Raw genomic sequence first — 20256 nt, forward strand, 5'->3', positions numbered from 1 at the left:
GGCCTGCCCGGGGGCTTAATTGTGCCAAACTTGCCCTATATAAAGATAAGCGCCGGGACACCGGCCAAGAACAGGACCTGAGTGAAAATGAGCAGCAACCGCCCCAATACCGGCCCAGATGACGGGCTGAGTGACAGCGACCGGCGCCGCCGGGCGTTGGAACGGCGGCTGCGTGAGGCGCTGACCGCCGACCGTCCGATGGAGCAGGACAATGAGGCGGATGACTCCGAACCCCAGGCCCCTGCCCCGACGCCGTCTGCCCGCTCGAACCGCAGCGATATTTGGGATCGCCTGCCGCGCATCCCCGTAGAACCGGCCCGCCTCGACCGCAACCTTGTGATCACCGCCAATCGCCACGACCCGGCGCACGGGGCCTTTGACGTGCTGCGCACCCGGATCGTGCAGGCCATGCGGGACCATGGCTGGAGCCGGATCGGAATCACCTCGCCCAATCCCGGCAATGGCAAGAGCTTTACTGCCATCAACCTCGCGATCAGCCTGTCACGCCTGTCGGATCTGCGGACCGCGCTGATCGACATGGACCTGCGCCGCCCCGGACTGGCCCGCATCCTCGGGCTGCGCGACATGCCTGCCACGGCGGATTTCCTGCGCGGCGAGATCGACACCGCGACCTACCTGTCAACCTTCGCGCCCAATATGCTCAATATCGGTGACAAGCTGGCGCTTGGCGTCAATGGCCGGACCGATCCCTATGCCGCGGAGCTGTTGCAAAACCCGACGACGACCGAGGTCTTGACGCGCATGCAGAAGGAGCTCGGCGCCGACCTCGTCCTCTACGATCTGCCCCCCGCCCTTGCCATGGATGACGTGCTGGCCTTCCGCCCGCATATCGACTGCGTTCTGCTTGTCGTGGGTGGCGGCGAAACCCGCGCGCGAGATGTGCGCGAGGTGCAGCGTCGTCTCGGCGACGAACTTCCGATATTGGGGGTGGTGATGAACAAGGCCGAGCTCGACGAAGAACCCGGCTATGGCTACGGCGGCTGATCAGTCGCGCGTCGTGCGCCGCATGACAACCGCCAATTCCTGACCCTGCGCCTGAGGCAGACGATCCGCAATCGCGCGCCACCAGCCACGCACCAGACCAACCGCACCGACCACCGCAGCAGTCAGCAGCCCGATCCAGAGAACGCGGCCCCGGCGCACCTTGCCCTGGCTGCGCAGATTGGGGATCACGACGACCGGTTGCACGCCAAGCTCGCGCTCGAACTGACGTGCGCTGCGCAGACGTCCATCAAGGATCTCCAGCAATAGCGCCGCAGCGGCTGCAAGGAACACCACCAGCATTCCCCCGGCCATGGCCAGCTTTTTGCGGCTGGTCGACACCGGAAACTCCGGCGGAATGGCGGTTTCCAGAACTTCGAAACGCTCTGCCTGATTGCGGGTTTCCAGAAGCTGGTTCATGGCCGCCTGCGCGCGGCGTTCGGTGATCACGCTCAATTCGCCCTGAAGCTGTTCAAGCTGGCGGTCGAAAACATGGGTCTGGCGCTCCACCTCCGGGGCGGTTAGCAGAACCGCCTCGATCTCGGCAATCGCGTCATTCACAAGCTGCAAACGCTGGTTCAGCAATTCCTGCTGCCGCAACCGGGCCTCGGCCAGCAATCGCCCGCTTTCGCTTTCCAGCTCGATGATCTGTTCCTCGATATTGATCCGGCTTTCCTCCAGCCGGGACAATTGGGTGCGCTGCGAGGCAATGGCAGCGGGCAGAGCTGCCGAATTGGCCTGCCGGAACTCGGAATAGGCAAACTCCAGTTCTTCGATTTCAGCGGTCAGGCGCGCCTCTTCGGCCTCCAGAAACTCCAGCGTGCGCGCCGTCCGGCCCGAGGTCCGTTCCTGCGCCTCTTCGAGCACCCGGTCGAGGAAGCGATTGGCGATGGCCGCCGCGATATCCGGGTCGGACAGGCGCACCGTGATCACCAGCCCGGAAGGCTGCACATCGGGACGCCAGGCCTGTTCGGGGTCGATCAGCTCGATGATCTGGACAGACTGGCGCACCAGCGCGACGCGTTCGGTGATCGACGGGATGCCCGAGAAGATGCCGAACTCGTCCAGAACCGTCATGATATGATCGCGCGACATCAGCTGCTGTTCGATCAGCTCCAGCTCGCTATTGGGGTTGAGCGTTCCGCCTGCGGCCCCGCCGCCTGTCTGGCTGGTCAGCCGTTCCACAACCTGCGCCGCTTCGATCTGCACGACCGCCGTCGCCTCGTAGACCCGAGGCTGGCTGAGCGCGTAGAGCACAACGGACGGCAACCCCACGGCCAGAATCAGCAAGACCACCCAGATGCGGCGAAGCAGGATGCGCGGGATATCCCAGATTGATGTGATCGGACCCATGGGGGGCAGTCCTTTCGGTTCATTTTTCAGGTGCCGGATGGCAGGCTGGCTATCGCTCCCGCGTGACCGGGCTTTGCAATTGAGGCGGCAACCGCCCCCGCGTTGCCATATCCTCGCCCCATTCTAGGTGATTTTTCGTCAAATTTCCAAGGACTAGGCCGTTTCGGTCTGGAAACACTCCATTTCCAAATCGGCATTCCGCGCCACATTCCCGCCATATTCCGTTGACAGCGGCAGTGCCATGAGCGTGCAGATCAGCCCGTCACGGCAGAAAAGCTGCCCTTCCAGCCGACGGCCCGCCCGATGCGGGCCAAAGCGCGTGCGCAGCGTGGCGGTAAAGCGGTTGCGGGCAAGATCCGGGGCGATGTCCATCGCATCGAATCCCACGATCCGACGAGACAGCGGATAAAGCGCCTTGTAGGTCGCTTCCTTGGCCGAAAAGATCATCTGCGCATAGCCACCTTGCAGGGGTTTTTGCTGATCTGACAGCCAGTTCCGATCAGTGTCAGTCAACACGGTCGGCCACAAATCCTCGGCAAGCGGGTCCAGCGCAGCCAGGTCCAGACCGAGCCCTGACAGCGAGGACCGGCGTGCAACGACCGCGATGCAGCGCCCTTCGTGATGGGTGATGGACCCGACAACGCCATTGGGCCAGACCGGTGCACGGTCGATCCCCATGGGGATCGCATAGGGAACCATGCCGATCACGCGAAGGGCATGACGCGCGGCGGCGCGGCCAGCGGCGAACTCAGCCTGACGGGCCGGTGTCGCGCGGGCCATGGCGCGGGATTCCCCGGGCCAGAAATCATGGGCCTCCCTGGCATGGGTCTCCCCATAGCCAAGCGTTCCGCCGCGCCAGCCGCTTTCGATGAGATCACGAAACATGGTCTATCCTCTTCCCGCTCGGGCCGCGCGCATCTGGCGACGGCGTGACATGGCCTCGGCGCGATTGATCGCGCGCTCGGGTGACGGGGGCGGAGCCTGCGGGTCCGGCTCCTGCTGCTCGCCCCTGGTCAGCCGGTCGACCTCCTCCGCCAATGCCGACAGCACGGGGAAGCGGAAAATATCGGTGATCGAGAGGCGTTCTGCCCCCAGCTCCCCCTTGATCTCGCGGTGTGCCTGTACGGCCAGAAGCGAATGCCCCCCGAGATCGAAGAAATGATCCTGCGGGCCGATGCCTTCGACGCCGAGGATCTTCGTCCAGATCGCGGCGATCCGGCCCGCGGTGCTGGCCTGCGTGGTAATCGGCGTGACGTTTGAGGGCGTGACGGCGCGGGCGCGCGGCGCGGGCAGCGCCTTGCGGTCGATCTTCTTGTTCGGCGTCAGCGGGAAAGCGTCGAGCCGCACAAGATGCGCGGGCACCATATGGGCGGGCAGTTCCGCCGCCAGATGCGCCCGGATCGCCGCCGGATCGACCGGCGCGGTTTCCAGGTAGTAGCCCGCCAGTTGGACATTGCCGGGCGTATCCTCTCGCGGGATCACCACGGACTGGCGCACGCCGGGGACCGCGTCGATCTGGGTCTCGATCTCTCCCATCTCGATCCGGTAGCCGCGCAGCTTGATCTGGTGATCGGCCCGGCCCAAGAAATCAAGCCCGCCATCGGCGCGCCAGCGCACAAGGTCGCCGGTGCGGTAGACGCGGTTGCCGGGTTTGAACGGATCGTCGAGGAACCGCTCCGCCGTCAGGTCGGGCCGCTGCCAATAGCCACGCGCCACGCCCTCGCCGCCGATGAACAACTCGCCCGGCACGCCAATCGGCACCGGCTGCATCGCCTCGTCCAGCACATAGACCTGCGTGTTCGCAATCGGTGTGCCGACGCCGGTGATCCCCTCGCCGCCCGTGGCGGTCTGGGTCGTGGACCAGATTGTGGTTTCGGTCGGCCCGTACATATTCTCGATATGGGCATCCGTCGCGGCCTGAAGCTCCGCCACCAGCGACCCGGGCAGCGCCTCGCCGCCCACCATCAGGTTTTTGACGCGAGCCAGCGCCATCTTCGCCTCGTCATTGCCCACCAGCATCCGCGCCATCGAGGGCGTGCATTGCAGATGCGTCACGCCGTGGCGAATGATCTGCGCGGCGATGGAGAAATCGTCCTCCGCCAGCGCATCGCCCGCATTGGCACGTTTCAGCACCTCGGCAATGGGGCGTAGGCCATCCAGCACCTTCTGCCGCTCGATCCCGTAGTCGATCAGGCAGGCAATCTCATCGACGCCGATGCGCTTCAACTGCTCCACCCGGTCGAGCGCGTCCTCCACCGTGCCGAAGAGGCCCGAGTCGTTGAAATACCGCTCAAAGGCGAAGTCGAGGATCGCCTCCAGTTCCTCCTCCGACAGGATGCCGAGGTCGAGCTGCATCGGGTTGTTCACACCCTTGGGCTTCTTGAAGGCCGGGAAGGCCCAGGCAAACTGCTTGATCAGACCAGCCGCCGAGCGCAGGTAATCCTTCATCGGGCCACGGGCGACCTCGCGCGCCTGATCTCGGTCACTGGCCAGATAGGAATGCAACATCAGCGTGACAGTGTGATCCGCCGGATCGCGGCCACCGGCGCGCAGGGCGTCGTGGTAGATCCTGATTTTGTCGCCCACCTCATCAATTGACTGGCCCAGAAGATGCGTCAGCACATTGGCCCCGATCTCTCCGGCCTCGCGCCAGGTGTCGGGGTTGCCCGCCGTCGTCACCCAGATGGCCAGTTCCTTCGACACCGGGCGCGGCTGCGTCAGCACCTTGTGTTCGGTCCCGTCGGCCATCGGGAAGGCCACCTCCTCGCCACGCCAGAGCGCGCGCAGGGTGTTGATCGCCTCATACATGGCGGGCTTGTTGTTGGGCGGGGTGTTTTCCGGGCGCAGCACGAAATCATGCGGCTGCCATCCGCTGGCGATGCCAAGCGCCGCGCGCCCGTTCGTCAGGTTGTCGATCACCGCCCATTCCTCGGCGATCCGGGCGGGGTGATGCAGCGGCGCCACGACAGAGCCCGAGCGCACGCCGATATTCTTCGTCACCGCAGCCACGGCGGCCCCGGTCACGGAAGGGTTCGGGTACGGCCCACCAAAGGCGTGGAAATGGCGTTCCGGTGTCCAGACCGCGCAGAACCCGTTCTGATCGGCAAACTTCGCCCCTTCCAGCAGCATCGTGTACTTGTCACGGCCAACACCATCATCATTGCCCCAGTAGAACAGGCTGAACTCCATCCCCCTGCCGGTCTGGCCAATGCGGCCATTGCTGACGAGCGTGCGGTTTTCATCGCCGGAAATGACGACCGTGAATCCGCGCGCGAGGGTCCAGAAAAGCTCCAGCACCGAAATGTCGAAGCTGAGGCTGGTCACGGCCAGCCAGACGCCGCCGGTCGCGTGGTCGATCCGCGCATCCATCCCGGTGAAGAAGTTCGAGACATTGCGATGCTCGATCATCACCCCCTTGGGCCGTCCCGTGGAGCCGGAGGTGTAGATCAGATAGGCCAGATCCTCCGGCGTCACCCCACTGTCGGGGTTGGTGTCCGGCGCGGCGGCGATACGCGGGTCGCGGTCGATCTCCAGCACCTGCGCCTGATGGGGGGGCAGATGCGGGGTCAGCGCGGCCTCGGTCAGGATCACGCGCGCGCCGCTATCCTCGACATAAAGCGCCACCCGATCCGCCGGGTAATCGGGGTCGAGCGGCACATAGGCCCCGCCCGCTTTGTGGATGGCAATGGCCCCGATCAGCAGATCGGCAGAGCGGCGGACATGCAGCCCCACCAGATCGCCGCGGCGCACCCCCATCCCGGCCAGCGCATGGGCCACCCGGTTGGCACGCGCGTTGAGCGCGGCATAGGACAGGCGTTCGCCCTCGAAGATCAGCGCCGTGGCGTCGGGGGTCTTGGCCGCCTGCGCCTCGAACATCTGGTGGATGCAGCGGGCGCGGTCATAGTCCGTTTCCGTCGCGTTCCAGTCATGGATCAGCTTCTTCCGCTCGCATTCAGGCACGATGGATAGATCGGCAACGAGGGTGGTTGGGTCCGCCTGCAACACGTGTTCCAGCCGGGCGGCGATGAGGTCGAGTTCTTGGGCCGTGACGCGGGCGGCATCGGCGGTGAGCGTCTGGCCGTCCTCGGACAGGCAAAGCGCCGCGCCGGGAACCTCCCCGATGGCGAAATCGGGAATCGGCAGCCCGGACAGGCCGGGGATGCGCGCGGGCAGATCGGCAGCGAAGGGGCCCTTGGCGCGGGCAACCTCCAGCCGTTCGGCAAAGCGCGCCTCGGCCTTGGCCACGCTGCCCTCCGGGTCGATGGCAACCGGCACCCACGGGGTCAGATAGCCGGGGCATGTGATCGGCAGTCCGAGCGCGAGGTCGACGGCCCCGCCCTCGCCCTTGCGCAGGGCCAGCAGCGCGAACCGGGCAAGGGCCTGCGTGGCGGAAAGCGACGAGGGCAGCGTGACCCGACGGGTCGCTTTCCCCTCACCCGATCCCGGATGGAAGGTGAAAGTCGCGGGCTGCATGGCCTCGAGCCGCTTGCGCCAGAAGCCTTCCGCAGGGGCGGCGGCGGCGATGGCGGCGCTGATCGCGGCGCGGTCCTGTGCCAGCGGCAGGCGGGTGCCAGCGGCAAGGTGATCGGCAAGGATCACCGGCGCCCCGTCAACAGACCGCATTCCGCCCAGCCTCACGGCGCCGCCCGGAACGGCCACGGTCGCGGTGCCGCCGGTGACCTCCATAACCTCGCCGGGCGCGCCTGTGCCCTCGACCGGCTCCGCGCTGCCGACCAGCAGAATCTCGCGGCCGGTGTCGAGTTTCGGGCAGGCAAGCGGGTTCCAGTATCCGCCATGATCCAGTGCATGAACAATGGCCGCGATCTCATTGGCTGATTTGAAAAAATCCAGAAGAGCCGCCGCCTCTGGCCGAGCATCGCGGGCAAAGTAGCTGCGGTGCGACAGGTCCTGCGCCGTGCCCTCTGCGCGCCCCTCGGCAAGTGCGGCGATCACCTCGCCAAAGCTGTCCAGCGCGGCGGCGTAGCACTTGGTGTTAAGCGTCAGCGCGGTTTCCCCCGGCGCGATGTCGATGCGGCGCTGCGCCAGGATATTGCCCTCGTCTACGCCGCCCGCGATCCGGTGCCAGGTGATGCCATGGGTGGTTTCGCCCTTCAGCAACGCCCAGACCGGGGCGTTGAGCCCGGCATAGGCGGGCAGCGGCCCGTCATGGAAATTGACCGCGCCCTTGGCGGCCATGGACAGCAGGTCGGCGGGAAGGATATCGAGGTTCGCAATGGAAAAAATCCATTCGAATTCAATTCCCTGCAACCGGTCCTTCAACCCGCTTCCCGGTGCGATCAGCGTCACGCCCTCCGCCTCGGCCCAGGCCCGGAATTCTGGGCAACGCGTGACAACGGCGCGGATCGGGTGGCCAGTGCCCGCCAGCATTTTCGCGCAGTTCAGTGCCAGCGTATCGTGGCCGATGATGAGCGAGGAAAACAGGGACATGGATCAACCTCCGGTCAGGCGGGCGGCGCGGTCGCCGCCGCGTGTGGCCCCGGGTCGGGGCGCTGAAAACTCGTGTGAAATCAAACTGCGCAGGAAGCGCGGCGGGTCTGCGGGCTTGCGGCCCGTCAGCAGGCAACGCAGCCGGTGCAGCAGAGCGCCCGCGACATGGGCCGCCGTGGCCAGACGCGCATAGGCGCGGCCATGGGTCTTCTCGAAATAGTGGCGGCGCGAGTCGAACCAGTAGCCCGGAACCTCCTGCCATTCCTTCATGCCGGTTGAGGCCGACCCGATATGCGTGACGGAGCTTTCCCGAACGAAATCCGTTGGATACCCGGCGTTCTTCGCGCGATGACACAGGTCGGTTTCCTCGAAATAGAGGAAGAACCTCTCATCGAAGAGGCCGACTTCCTCCAAAACCTCCATCCGCATCATCAGGCTCGCGCCCGCCAGCCAGTCGACCCGCGTGGTCTGCTCCGGGATCGGCACCGGCACCGCCCGGTTGCGCAGCCAGCGGCTGACCGGGCCAAGGCGCACGGCCCCTTCGAATTCGCTCGCGATCGAGGGAAAGCGGAAGGTGGTCAGGTGCGGATCGCCCTCGGGCCCGTGAATGTAGCTGCCTGCGAACCCAGTCTCGGGATGCGCCTGCAAATGATCCAGCAACGCGCGGATCGCGCCCGCGTCGGGGAAGGCGTCGGAGTTCAGGATATAGACATAGTCCGGGCGGCTGCCATCCGACAGGCCAGCCCGGATGCCCACGTTGTTGCCCGCCCCGAAGCCGCCATTGCGGCCTGCGTCGATCACGCGGGTGCGGGGCCAGGCGCGGTCCGCGACCACACCGGCCATCCGCTCGAAGGATCCATCGCGGGAATCGTTGTCGACGATCACCAGCTCGCCCCCGATGCCCTCCATCTCCCGCAGAGCGGTTTCGGCGGCGCGCAGGGTCATGTCGGCGGTGCGCCAGTTCAGCACCACGGTCAGAAGTTTGGGATCACTCGGCGGCATGGCTGCCCTCCCAGGCCTGCGCCACCAGCCGCGCGCGGTCGGCGGCCTCAATCACCTTGCCCATGCGGGCGGCCAGCACCCGCACATTGGGTTCCAGCACCATGGAATCGTGGTCGCCCGGCACTTCGAAGACCTTCAGCTCCGGCGCCCATTCCGACCAGTCGTTGTCATGGGTCACATAGGCACGTTCCGAGTTCACCAGCCGCGCTTCGGCAAGCTGCCACTTGCCCACCAATGGCGGACGGAACAGCGTCAGCGGCCCGTGCCACGGTTGCAAATGATAGCTGGCAACCGACTCCAGGAAAGCCGCCTCGATCGCAGCATTGTGGAACACTGGGCTATCGCCCGCATCGTCCTGCTTCTGGCGCCGCTTGGCGAATTCCCACCGGATGCGGCGGGCGAGCCATGTGAACGGGTAGGCAAAGCCGCCTGCTTTCAACTCCTGCATCTGGATGGCGATGCGGTCGGCGCGCGTCAGTTCCCGGCGCTGCGGCAGGGGCGTGTCGAGCATGATGAGCGCGGCCACCTCCTCGCCTTCCGCCGTCAGCTGCTGCGCGATTTCATAGGCGGTGATGCCACCGCCCGAGAAACCGCCGAGCATGTAGGGCCCCTGCGGCTGCACCTGCCGGATTTCCGCGATGTAGTCGCGTGCCGCTTCCTTGACGGAGCGGTGCGGTTCGTCCTCTCCGAACAGCCCCCTGGCCTGCATCCCGTAGAAGGGCCGGTCATGGCCCAGAAGATGCGCAAGATGGCGCAGGTTCAGCACGTTGCCGAACATGCCCGCGACGAGGAAGAACGGCGTTTTCGGCCCTCCCTCCCCCTGATGCATCGGCACCAGATGGGTGAAGCGGCGGGCAGGGTCTTCACGTTTCGGGGTGTCTTCGCCGGGATCGGCGCTGATCCCCTGTGCCTCGACCAGACCGGCGATCTTGCGAATCGTGGGCGCCTCGAAGAGGACCGAGATGGGGAAGTCCACCGCCCATGTCTTCTTGATCATGGCGAAGAGGCGAACGGCGATGAGGGAATGCCCCCCGAGGTCGAAGAAACTGTCCTCCGCCCCGACCTGCGCCACGCCCAGAAGGTCGCGCCAGAAGCCTGCGAGCGTTTCTTCGATAGGCCCTTCGGGGTCCACGAAGTCGCTGTCCAATTCCGGTCGCTCGAACCCATGGCTCGCCTGCGCCTCCTCGGTCTCGGTTCCCGCCTGCGCGATCAGCGCGTCAAGGTCGAGCGAGGAGATCAGCACCTGCGGCAGCGGGCTTGCCAAGGCCTTCAGGAAGGCCTCCGCGCCTTCCTCAGGCCGGATGCCCTGCGCAATGTTGTGGCGCAGCCGTTCCTCTGCAGGCGACAGCGGGCGCGGGCCCTCTGCCTCGGCCTGTTTCGCGGGCGCGGCGGCGAAGGCGATGTTGCCCACAAGGCGGCGGATCGTGAAGCCCGCGATCTCCACGCAGACGGTGCCATCGGGGGCCGCGAGGGCGATGTTAAAGCTTGCGGTCTGGTCCGATGCCCGGTTGTCGCCCGCGTTGCGGACGTAGGACACCACGTCCGACGGCAGCGCCCGGTAGACCTTGACCGAGGCATAGTTGACCGGCACCCACAGCGCATCGGGGCGGTAGCCCTCGATCAGTTCCATCGCCCATCCGGTGGAAAGATCCACCAACCCCGGCGGCAGGCGCCAGCGGGCGTCATGGCGGTCGAGCGACAGGCGTGCCAGCCCCTCGCCCTGCCCAAGACGGGTTTCGCGCAGCACGCGCCAGCCGGGGCCGAAGCGCAGATGCGCCTCCTGCGGGGAGGTGAGGCTTGCGCCCGGTTCAGCGCGGGTGGCCGTGCCCATGCGGGCTTCCAACGCCGGGATATCCAGCGGCGCGGGCGGGTCCATCGGCAGAAGGCGGATATCCGCCTCGGCATTCACGTCCCACCCCGCGCCCTCGGGCGCGCTTTCGACGCGAAGCCCATAGCCCTGATCGCTGCGCGGCAGGGTCAGGCGGATGCGGGTGGTCTGGCCGTCTTCGGTGCGCAGGGGGCGCAGGAACCACAGATCGCGGATCTCGAACGGGCGGTCTTCGCCCTGCCCCTCCAAAGCCTCGGCCACCAGTTCCAGATAGCCGGTACCGGGCAGCAGCGCGTCGCCCGCCTTGGTCCGGTGCTGGTCCAGAACCCACCGGCTTTCGGGCCGCCACTGGGCCTCGAACCGGCGATTGCCATCGGCGTCGAAGCCGGCAGTATCCAGCAGGGGCAGCGTCACGGGCACCGGCGCGGGCGGCTCGGCCTCTCGCGCCAGCATCGCCTCGGCGGCCATGCCCACGCCCGACCAGATGCCCCAGTCGATGGCCAGCACCCGCGTCTTGCCACCGCTGCGCGATTTGGCAAAGGCGTTGAGGTAGTCGTTTGCGGCCACGTAATCCACCTGCCCCGCAGGAGCGGTCGCGGTAGAGCTGGAGGAGAAGAGCACCATCCAGTCGAGCGTGCCATCGGGGAAGAGCGTATCGAGCACCTGCGTGCCGTGGATCTTCGGCGTGAAGACCTCTTCGATACTGGTCGCCGACTTCGCCAGGATAGGCGCGTCGTCGATGACGCCCGCCGCGTGGATCACGCCGTTTATTGCGCCGAACGTCGCCTCGGCCTTTGCCACGGCGGCGCGCATGTCCTCGACGTTGGAGACATCGGCGGCGAGCGGCAGCACCGCGCCCCCGGCGGATTCCAGCCGTTCCACCGCGCGGATGCGGGCGGCGGTGCGGTCCGTGGGCGCGGCGTTTTTCAGCAGCGTCTGCCAACGGTCGCGCGGCGGCAGGCCGGTGCGGGAAACAAGCACGATCCTGGCCTTGTGGCGACGGATCAGCTCTTCGGCCACGCTCGTGCCGATGCCGCCATAGCCACCCGTCAGCAGCACGGTTGCGCCTTCGCGGATATCGAGCGTGTCAGCCTCGGGCAGGTTCACGCGATTCCAGCCCTGTTCATACCGTTTGCCCGCGCGGATCGCGGCGACACGGCTTGCGGGGTCGGACAGTAGTTCCTCTAGCACTGGCAGAGGATCAGGCCGGTCCACGTCCAGCACCGCGACCGACACACCGGGGAATTCCCGTGGGATCACCCTCGCAGGCCCCATGATCGTGGATTTCGACGGGTACGGCAGCGGCTCGGCGCGGACCTGCGCGGCACCGTTCGTGACCACGTCGATATGCAGAGCCCCCTGCCCGTCATCGGCCCATGCCTGCGCAAGGTAGAAGAGCGACCAGAACCCCTGTTCCTGCATCCGGTGGAAGAAGCTCGATCCGGGACGGTGCTGTTCCCCTTGGGTCAGCAACCACAGTTGCGCGATGCGGGTGGGAAGCTTGCCTTCTTCGGAAAGCGCGCGCAGCAGTTGGTCATAGCCCTCCCGACCCCTCTCGGGCGGCAGCACAAAGCCAGTTTTCGTGCGCGCGAAGGCATCGCCGGGGGTGACTAGATTCACGGGATGGCCAGCGGCGCGCAACCGATCGGCCAATGTGCCGGCGACGCCGGTCTCATCCGCAAAGATCAGCCAGCTTTCCCGCGCGGCGTCCGACAGATCGCCCGCAACATCCACCTCGCAAGGCGCGTAGGTCGGCCGCCAGACGGGTTTCCAGCCCCAATTCGCGGGGTCATCTTCTCGCATCAGCCAGTCACTTGAGACCTCAAGCTGCGGCTCGGCGCGTTCGATGAAGTAGGGGCTTTTCTGGAAGGCATAAGTGGGCAGCACCACGCGGCTCCTGCGCGCCTCACCCCAGTACTGGCCCCAGTCGAACTGACCGCCAACGGCCCAGATGCGGCCCAGGGTGGCCAGGAAATAGGCATCATCTGCGGTGTCGTCATCGGGGTGACGAAGGGAGTTGATGACCTGGTTGGCGTCTATCTTCGGATGCTGACCGGCCAGCGAGGTCAGCGCCTTGCCGGGGCCGACTTCGAGGTAAACGCGCGAAGGCGTCTCCGCGAGCGTCGCCAACCCGTCCGCAAACCGCACCGCGCCGCGCAGGTGGCTGACCCAGTAGTCGGGGCTTTGCGCCTCGGCATCGGTCAGGATCTGGCCCGTGCGGTTGGAGATCACGGGGATCTGCGGGGCATTCAGAGTGATCGAGCGCAGGTAATCCCCGAACCGGTCCAGAACCGGATCGAGCAGCCTCGAATGCGCCGCGATGTTGATGGCGATGCGCTGGCAGTGGATGTCCTCGGCCTCTAGCCGCTCGGCCAGCCGGTCCAACGCCGCATCCGCCCCGGAGGCGACGCACATCTCGGGGCCGTTCACCACGGCAAGATCGAGATCGTCGCCCAAATAGGGGGCCAGCGCCTCGGGGCTGAGGGCCACGGACAGCATCCCGCCCGGTTCGACCGAATCCATCAGCTGCCCGCGCAGGTGGACAAGGCCGATGCAATCCTCGAATGACATCACGCCAGCCAGACAAGCGGCAGTGTTTTCGCCCATGGAATGGCCAATGAGCGCCTTCGGCTCCACCCCCCAGCTCATCCACAACTGCGCCAGCGCATATTCCACGATCATGATCAGCGGCAGTTGGACGGAGGGCGTTTTCAGCCGCTCATTCGCGGCACCCTCATCGCCTGGTTCCGGCAGCCACAGGGCACGAATGTCGAAATCGAGCTTGGGTTCCAGCACCTCCAGCCCGCGATCCATCCAGTCTGCGAAGACCGGCTCGGTCTCATAGAGATCGCGCGCCATGCCCGCATATTGCGCACCCCCGCCGGGGAACATGAAGGTTATCTCGGGGCTGTCGCTGACGAGTGTATGCGTGAACACCCGGCGCGGATCGTTCTCGCGCAGGGCGGCGGCCGCTTCCTCGGGCGTTTCGGCCACGACCACGCGGCGCCGTTCGAAGGCTTTGCGGCCCTCCTTCAGAGTCCAGGCCACGTCGGCAAGGTCTTCGTCCGGGTTCGCCTCCAGATGCGTGGCCAGCCGGTCTGCATTCCCCTCCAGCGCGGATTTTCCGCGCGCGGACAGGCAGAGCAGCTGGAACGGAAAATCGGACTGCTCCGACGCCACGCGCGCGGGCGCTTCCTCCAGCACGACATGGGCGTTGGTGCCGCCCACGCCGAGAGAATTGACGCCCGCCCGCGCCGGGTGGTCGGTGCGGGGCCAGTCGGTCAGCCGGTCGTTCACCAGAAACGGCGAGCCCTCGAAGCCAATCGCCGGGTTCGGCTTTTCATAGCCCAGAGAGGGCGGAATCTGCCGGTGATGCAGCGAAAGCGAGGCCTTGATCAGGCTCGCCACCCCCGCCGCCGTGTCCAGATGCCCGATATTGGTCTTGACCGAGCCAATCCGGCAGGTGCCCACGGCTTTGGTCGTCCGGCGGAACGCATCGGTCAGCGCCGCGACCTCGATGGGATCGCCCAGATAGGTGCCGGTGCCGTGGCATTCGACATAGTCGACGGTATCGGCACGCACGCCCGCCAGCGCCTGCGCCTCGGCAATCGCCTCGGCCTGCCCGCCGACGGAGGGCGCGAGATAGCCCGCCTTGTCAGCGCCATCATTGTTCACCGCCGAGCCCTTGATTATGGCCCAAATATGATCGCCATCGGCAATGGCATCGGCTGCCCGGCGCAGCACCACGCAGCCCGCGCCCGAGCCGAAGACCGTGCCTTGCGCGCGATGGTCGAAGGCGTGGCAATGGCCGTCGGGCGACAGGATCTCGCCCTCCTTGAAGAGGTAACCGCGCGCATGCGGCAACTCGATCGTCACCCCCCCCGCCAGCGCCATGTCGCATTCCCCCATCAACAGCGCCTGGCAGGCGTAGTGGGTCGCCACAAGCGAGGTGGAACAGGCGGTCTGAAGGTTGATCGAGGGGCCGTGCAGATCAAAGATATGGCTCACCCGCGTGGCCATGAAATCCTTGTCATTGCCGGTATGACGCAGCAGGAACATGCCGGTCTGATCCACCAGATCGCGGTTGGAACAGATGTTGAAATAGAAATAGCTGCCCATGCCGCAGCCCGCGTAAACCCCTATATTTCCATCGAAATTATCGGGGACATGGCCCGCCTGTTCCATCGCTTCCCAGGCCACTTCCAGGAACTGGCGGTGCTGCGGGTCCATGATCGCGGCCTCTTTCGGCGACAGCCCGAAGAAGTCGGCGTCGAACCGTTCGAACCCGTCCAATACGGCGGCGGCGGGCACATAGTCGGGCCGGTCAATCAGATGCGGTGCCTCGCCCGCGGCCAGCAGGTCCTCTCGATTGAGCCGGCGGATGGATTCGATACCGTCGCGCAGGTTGCGCCAATAGGCCTGCACATCCTCCGCCCCCGGAAGATGCGCGGCCATCCCGACGATGGCGATATCGTTTTCCCCGATCTCGGGGCCTTGGTCTGCTCGGGTCATGACAGCTTTTATCCAGCTTTTTTCGCATGTTGATTAACCGTCAGACTGCCCCCCCATCTTGGTGATTTTAGGGCAAAGGCACGGATCGGGTGTGAAAAATGTCGACGGCCTGCATGTTCTGCCAACAGTTTGCAGCACAGCGCCGGGCCGCTTGCGTCTTCCGCATCTTTTCATCGGCCCCGAATCTTCTATGGTAGGGCCAACTGGACCGGGATGCTGTGGATGACTGACGAACCTTCCGAAACGATTGCCTATGGCCGCCTGATGCACCGCGCCATGCGGAGCCTGATACAATCCGTTCTGGAAGGCGTGGCGGAAACCGGACTGCCCGGCGAGCACCACTTTTTCATCACCTTCGACACGCGCCACCCCGATGTGGACATCGCCCCCTGGCTTCATGATCGTTATCCGGGCGAAATGACAATCGTCATCCAGCACTGGTTCGACGATCTGCGGGTGGATGATGACGGGTTCTGGGTCACGCTGAATTTCGGCGACAACCCCGAGCCGCTGCGCATTCCCTTCGATTCCATCCTGACCTTCGTCGACCCCTCGGTGGAGTTCGGCCTTCGGTTCGAGACCCAGGTCGAGGAGGATCCCGACGATGAACCGCCCGGCGATGATGCGGCAGAGGATGAGACCGGGCACGAACCGCATCACGATGCCGAGGTCGTGCGGCTGGATACGTTCCGCAAGAACCACTGAGGCCATGACGCTTTGATGACGCGCGCCCTTGTCCCTTGCGCGGGACCGCGGGGCGTGGCTTATGGCGCGGGAAAGCATTTTCCTGAGGGTGTCCCATGTCCGGCGATCTTGGTCTGTTCCTTGCGCAGCTTCTGAAGAAACCCCATCAGGTGGTGGCACTGGCGCCCTCGTCCCGTGCGCTTTCGGCGGAGATGGCGGCGACGCTGGACCCTGAGGGCGGCCCTGTCATCGAGTTGGGGGCAGGCACGGGCCGGATCACGCAGGCGATCATCGACCGGGGCATTCCGGCGGAAAAAATCCATTCCATCGAGATGAACCCGGTCTTCTGCGACCGGCTGCGGGCAGATTTCCCGGGGCTGAATGTCTACCAAATGTCAGCGGGCGACGTGGGCGAACTGCCCGTTGAGGGCGCGCAGGCGGTGGTGTCGGGACTGCCGCTGCTGTCGATGCCCTATGATCTGCAGAACGCCATTTTGACCGGCACGTTCAGGCAAGTGGGACCGATCGGTACCTATATCCAGTTCACCTATGGCCCGAAACCGCCCGTCAAGGCCGAGATCCGCGCGGCCATGGGTCTGACCTGGACCACCAGTCGCAAGATCTGGGGCAACCTGCCCCCCGCGCGTGTCTACCGCTTCGCCTGCCTAGCCGTCTGATCGGGGCGGGGGAAAGCCCTTGCAAGGGCTTTTAAAGGATCTTCGAAGATCCTTCCCCGCGCCCCTGACTGCGGCTGATTGCGCCAACAGGGCGCGGCGATGATTGCCCCCGTGTCGCTTGCGCCTTATAGCCTGTCGCAACGCATTCGCAGGAGGCCAATCCATGACCGCAACCCGCACCGAGACCGACAGCTTCGGACCTCTGGAAGTTCCCGCCGACAAGTACTGGGGCGCACAGACGCAACGCTCGATCATGAACTTCCCCATCGGTTGGGAAAAGCAGCCCGTCGCCATCGTGCGCGCGCTTGGCGTGATCAAACAGGCCTGCGCGATGGAGAACAAATCCACCGGCAAGCTGGATGCGACACTCGCCGACGCGATCATTCAGGCCGCGGGTGAGGTCATCGAGGGCAAGTTCGACGACAACTTCCCGCTGGTCGTCTGGCAGACCGGGTCCGGCACCCAGTCCAACATGAACTCCAACGAGGTCATCGCCAACCGCGCGATCGAGATCCTGGGCGGCGTCATCGGGTCGAAAGACCCTGTCCACCCTAACGATCACTGCAACATGGGGCAATCGTCGAATGACACCTTCCCCACGGCCATGCATATCGCCACGGCGATGAGCGTGCGGGACGTGCTGCTGCCGGGGCTGAACAAGCTGCTGGCCGGGCTGGACGCCAAGGCCGAGGAGTTCAAGGACATCATCAAGATCGGCCGCACCCATACGCAGGACGCGACGCCGCTGACGCTCGGGCAGGAATTCTCCGGCTACGCCCACCAGATCCGGCAGGGCATCGCCCGGGTCGAGGCCTGTCTGCCCGGCATCTACGAACTGGCCCAAGGCGGCACCGCCGTGGGCACGGGGCTCAACACGCAAGTGGGCTGGGACAGCGCCGTTGCAGGCCACATGGCCGAGATCACCGGCCTGCCCTTCGTGACCGCCCCCAACAAGTTCGAGGCGCTCGCCGCCCATGACGCGATGGTCTTCATGTCCGGTGCGCTCGCGACCGTTGCAGGCAGCTGCTACAAGATCGCCAATGACATCCGCCTGCTTGGCTCCGGCCCGCGCTCGGGCCTTGGCGAGTTGATCCTGCCCGAGAACGAGCCCGGCAGCTCGATCATGCCGGGCAAGGTGAACCCGACGCAGGCCGAGGCGCTGACGCAGGTCGCGGCTCATGTGATGGGCAATGACGCGGCGATCAAGTTCGCGGGATCTCAGGGCCACTTTGAACTCAACGTCTACAACCCGATGATGGCCTATAACCTGTTGCAGTCGATCCAGCTGCTTGGCGATGCGGCTGACAGCTTCACCGAACGGATGCTGATGGGCATCCAGGCCAATGAGCCGCGCATCGACAAGCTGATGAAGGAATCGCTCATGCTGGTGACGGCGCTGGCCCCCACCATCGGCTATGACAATGCCACCAAGGTCGCCAAGACCGCGCATAAGAACGGCACGACCCTGAAGGAAGAGGCCATCGCGCTTGGCTTCGTGGACGCAGAGACCTTCGAGGCCGTTGTGCGGCCCGAACAGATGATCGGCCCCAAGGCGTAATGGCAGAGCCGGTCAACCTGAACCGGTTCCGGAAAGAAAAGGCGCGGGCCGAACGCAAGGCCCGTGCCGATGAGAACGCCGTGAAATACGGGCGGACGAAGGCCGAGAAATCGCTGGACACCGCCCGCCGCGACAAGGCCCGTCGCGATCTGGACGCGCATCGCAGCCAAGACGACGCGGACGCGTAAACCCTTTCTCAAGCCCTTTGTCCGACAGTCCCCCCAATGCCGCGCTTGGGGGATTCGCGATGCCGACATATGATATGACGGCCTATAAATGGGCCGGGTTCACGAAATACTCGGATTCGGTGGACTTCACCGTCACCGATGATGACGATCAGCTCGATTGGTACGGGCAGGACACCGGCAGCGCCGAGATGGTCTCGATTGACGGTGTTGGCCATTCGATCCAGTGGTCCGGCACGATCAAGACTCGGTTCGAGGATAGCGACGGGCACGTCCACACCGAGGAAATTGTCTACAGTTACACATCGGACGGTTACTATCTGATCCCGCAGGCTGACTCCGCCTTCGACGAGGGCAGCACGATCAGGTGTTTTTCGGGCGGATGGTCGGATACCGACGGCATTGAATATGATGAGGTCGTCTGCTTCACCCCCGATTGCCGCATTGACACGCCGCGCGGGCCGGTTCCCGTCACGGCTTTGCGCCCCGGTGACATGCTGCTGACCGCCGATAATGGCCCGCAACCCCTGCGCTGGATCGGGCGCAGCGATATTCCGGGTCTGAAACGCGTGGCTGGCGATCTGCACCCTGTTCTGATCCGCAAGGATGCCTTCGGTCCCGGACGCCCGGCCCGCGACATCCGCGTTTCGCCGCAGCACCGGTTCTGCCTTGGCGATGCGGCACTGATGTTCCATGACGAGGAGATGCTCGCGCCCGCCAAGGGCCTGGTGGATGGCACCCGCGTGGTCGTGGATCGCTCGGCCCGGCCCGTCAGCTATGTGCATCTTTTGCTCGACCGGCATGAATTGCTGTTCTGCGACGGGGTGCAGACCGAAAGCTTTCAACCCGCATTCCGCACCATGGCGATGATGGACCCCCGCACCCGGTCAGACCTTGCGCGGGCCATTGGCGATCGGATGGCGCACTATACCGCCGTGCGCCCGGCCCTGCGCCCGTGGGAGGCCCCGTTGCTGCAAAGGGTTTCCTGACCCGCCGATATCGTGCCAAATACGGCCATGCCCTCGCGCCCCGTCAAACGCTCGCTTACCCTGCACGGTCATCGTACCAGCGTTTCGCTGGAGGAGCCGTTCTGGCAGGAATTCCGCCGCATCGCAGAGGCGCGCGGCCTGTCCATCAACGAACTGGCCGCCATGGTGGACGCCGATCGGGGCATGGAAAGCGGTCTGGCCTCGGCCATCCGGGTCTTTGTGCTGGACGAGGTTCAGCGCCGACCCTGATGCCTAGCGCCCATCCTTGTTCGCAAAGACAGAGGTGCGGTTGCGCAGGGTCAGCGCCTTGCGGGATGGTTCGACCTTCCCGTTACGGATGGCCAGCGAGGTCGGCGGCTGCTGCTTGTCCAGCTTCTCGCACACGACGATGCTGTCATAGAACCGCACGCTGTTCAGCTGTCGCGCCATGTCGTCGAAGGGAAACAGCGCGTCCTGATCGGTGTACCAGGAATGCATCCGGTCGATCAGGCGTTTGCTGTACTCGATAAAGCTCGCCTCGTTCCGGTATCCGCCACCGAAGCCCGGCCAATAGGAGCTGTGGCAATCCTCCACCATGTAGACGCCCCGATCAGTCAGATGCGGCCATAGCGCCTCGAAAGAGGCGATCTGGTGCGGGCACAGATGGCTGCCATCATCCAATATGACGTCGAAGGGGCCGTATCTGTCCGCAAGCGATGCCAGAAACTCCGGGTCGGCCTGGCTGCCGATCTCTACATGTGTGCCTTCGATTTCATGGGCTTTGCAGTCTGGGTCTATGTCGATGAAGACGAGGGTCGAACCGGGCGCGAAGAACTCTTTCCACATTGGCAGCGATCCGCCCCGGAACACACCGATTTCCATGAACCTCACCGGCCGGGCGCGAAAGCGGGTCAGCTCCCGCTCATAGACCTCGAAGTAATGCGCCCATTTCGTCAGCAGCTTGTCGCCCGAGCGCGGGATGTAGTCTGAAAAGAACCCCATGGTCCGGTCCCCTGTTCTTCCGGCTCAGCGCAGGCGA

General features: G+C 65.2%; 13 protein-coding genes. 7 read left to right on the forward strand and 6 right to left on the reverse strand.

From position 1 onward, the window contains the following. Positions 1–87 precede the first annotated feature (87 nt). On the forward strand, positions 88–1005 hold the full coding sequence (locus RBB16_RS00490; RefSeq protein WP_306044242.1) for a CpsD/CapB family tyrosine-protein kinase: 918 nt from the start codon (positions 88–90) through the stop codon (positions 1003–1005). Here the strand turns inward: RBB16_RS00490 and RBB16_RS00495 are convergent, their stop codons facing one another. The 5 genes from RBB16_RS00495 to RBB16_RS00515 form a co-directional block, all read right to left on the reverse strand. After that, positions 1006–2355: a Wzz/FepE/Etk N-terminal domain-containing protein gene (locus RBB16_RS00495; protein ID WP_306044243.1), complete on the reverse strand. Its 1350-nt coding sequence runs from the start codon at positions 2353–2355 to the stop codon at positions 1006–1008. It abuts the gene before it with no gap. A gap of 153 nt (positions 2356–2508) precedes the next feature. Beyond that, the gene (locus RBB16_RS00500) at positions 2509–3240 is read right to left on the reverse strand and encodes a 4'-phosphopantetheinyl transferase (RefSeq protein WP_306044244.1); all 732 of its coding nucleotides are present in this window, start codon (positions 3238–3240) and stop codon (positions 2509–2511) included. Between the two features lie 3 nt (positions 3241–3243). Beyond that, positions 3244–7803 (reverse strand): MupA/Atu3671 family FMN-dependent luciferase-like monooxygenase, encoded by a 4560-nt coding sequence (locus RBB16_RS00505; RefSeq protein WP_306044245.1) that lies wholly within the window; start codon positions 7801–7803, stop codon positions 3244–3246. Positions 7804–7806: 3 nt separating this feature from the next. Further along, positions 7807–8805 carry a glycosyltransferase family 2 protein gene (locus RBB16_RS00510; RefSeq protein WP_306044246.1) on the reverse strand — a complete coding sequence of 333 codons (999 nt, stop codon included), beginning with the start codon at positions 8803–8805 and terminating at the stop codon, positions 7807–7809. Beyond that, positions 8792–15145, reverse strand: a complete 6354-nt coding sequence (locus tag RBB16_RS00515) for a type I polyketide synthase (RefSeq protein ID WP_306044247.1) — start codon at positions 15143–15145, stop codon at positions 8792–8794. The genes RBB16_RS00510 and RBB16_RS00515 overlap by 14 nt, the downstream gene beginning before the upstream one ends. Positions 15146–15367: 222 nt before the next feature. Between RBB16_RS00515 and RBB16_RS00520 the strand changes: the two genes are divergently transcribed. From RBB16_RS00520 to RBB16_RS00545, 6 genes are all read left to right on the forward strand, one after another. Then, positions 15368–15850 (forward strand): SspB family protein, encoded by a 483-nt coding sequence (locus RBB16_RS00520; RefSeq protein ID WP_306044248.1) that lies wholly within the window; start codon positions 15368–15370, stop codon positions 15848–15850. Between the two features lie 95 nt (positions 15851–15945). Next, positions 15946–16506, forward strand: coding sequence for a methyltransferase type 12 (locus RBB16_RS00525; protein ID WP_306044249.1), 561 nt, complete (start codon positions 15946–15948; stop codon positions 16504–16506). A 163-nt stretch (positions 16507–16669) separates the two neighbouring features. Next, positions 16670–18064 carry a class II fumarate hydratase gene (gene fumC, locus RBB16_RS00530; protein ID WP_306044250.1) on the forward strand — a complete coding sequence of 465 codons (1395 nt, stop codon included), beginning with the start codon at positions 16670–16672 and terminating at the stop codon, positions 18062–18064. Then, a complete protein-coding gene (locus tag RBB16_RS00535; protein ID WP_306044251.1) occupies positions 18064–18252 on the forward strand; it encodes a DUF4169 family protein in 189 nt (62 codons plus the stop codon). The genes fumC and RBB16_RS00535 overlap by 1 nt, the downstream gene beginning before the upstream one ends. Before the next feature lie 59 nt (positions 18253–18311). Beyond that, the gene (locus RBB16_RS00540) at positions 18312–19238 is read left to right on the forward strand and encodes a Hint domain-containing protein (protein ID WP_306044252.1); all 927 of its coding nucleotides are present in this window, start codon (positions 18312–18314) and stop codon (positions 19236–19238) included. Between the two features lie 27 nt (positions 19239–19265). Beyond that, positions 19266–19487: a ribbon-helix-helix domain-containing protein gene (locus RBB16_RS00545; protein WP_306044253.1), complete on the forward strand. Its 222-nt coding sequence runs from the start codon at positions 19266–19268 to the stop codon at positions 19485–19487. 3 nt (positions 19488–19490) lie between these two features. On the opposite strand, the gene RBB16_RS00550 is transcribed toward RBB16_RS00545, so the two are convergent. Continuing rightward, entirely contained in the window at positions 19491–20219 is a 729-nt protein-coding gene (locus RBB16_RS00550; protein WP_306044254.1) for a class I SAM-dependent methyltransferase, read from the reverse strand. Positions 20220–20256: the final 37 nt, after the last annotated feature.

This window comes from Nioella sp. MMSF_3534 (assembly GCF_030732985.1).
In the GTDB taxonomy this organism is placed as follows: Bacteria; Pseudomonadota; Alphaproteobacteria; order Rhodobacterales; family Rhodobacteraceae; genus Nioella.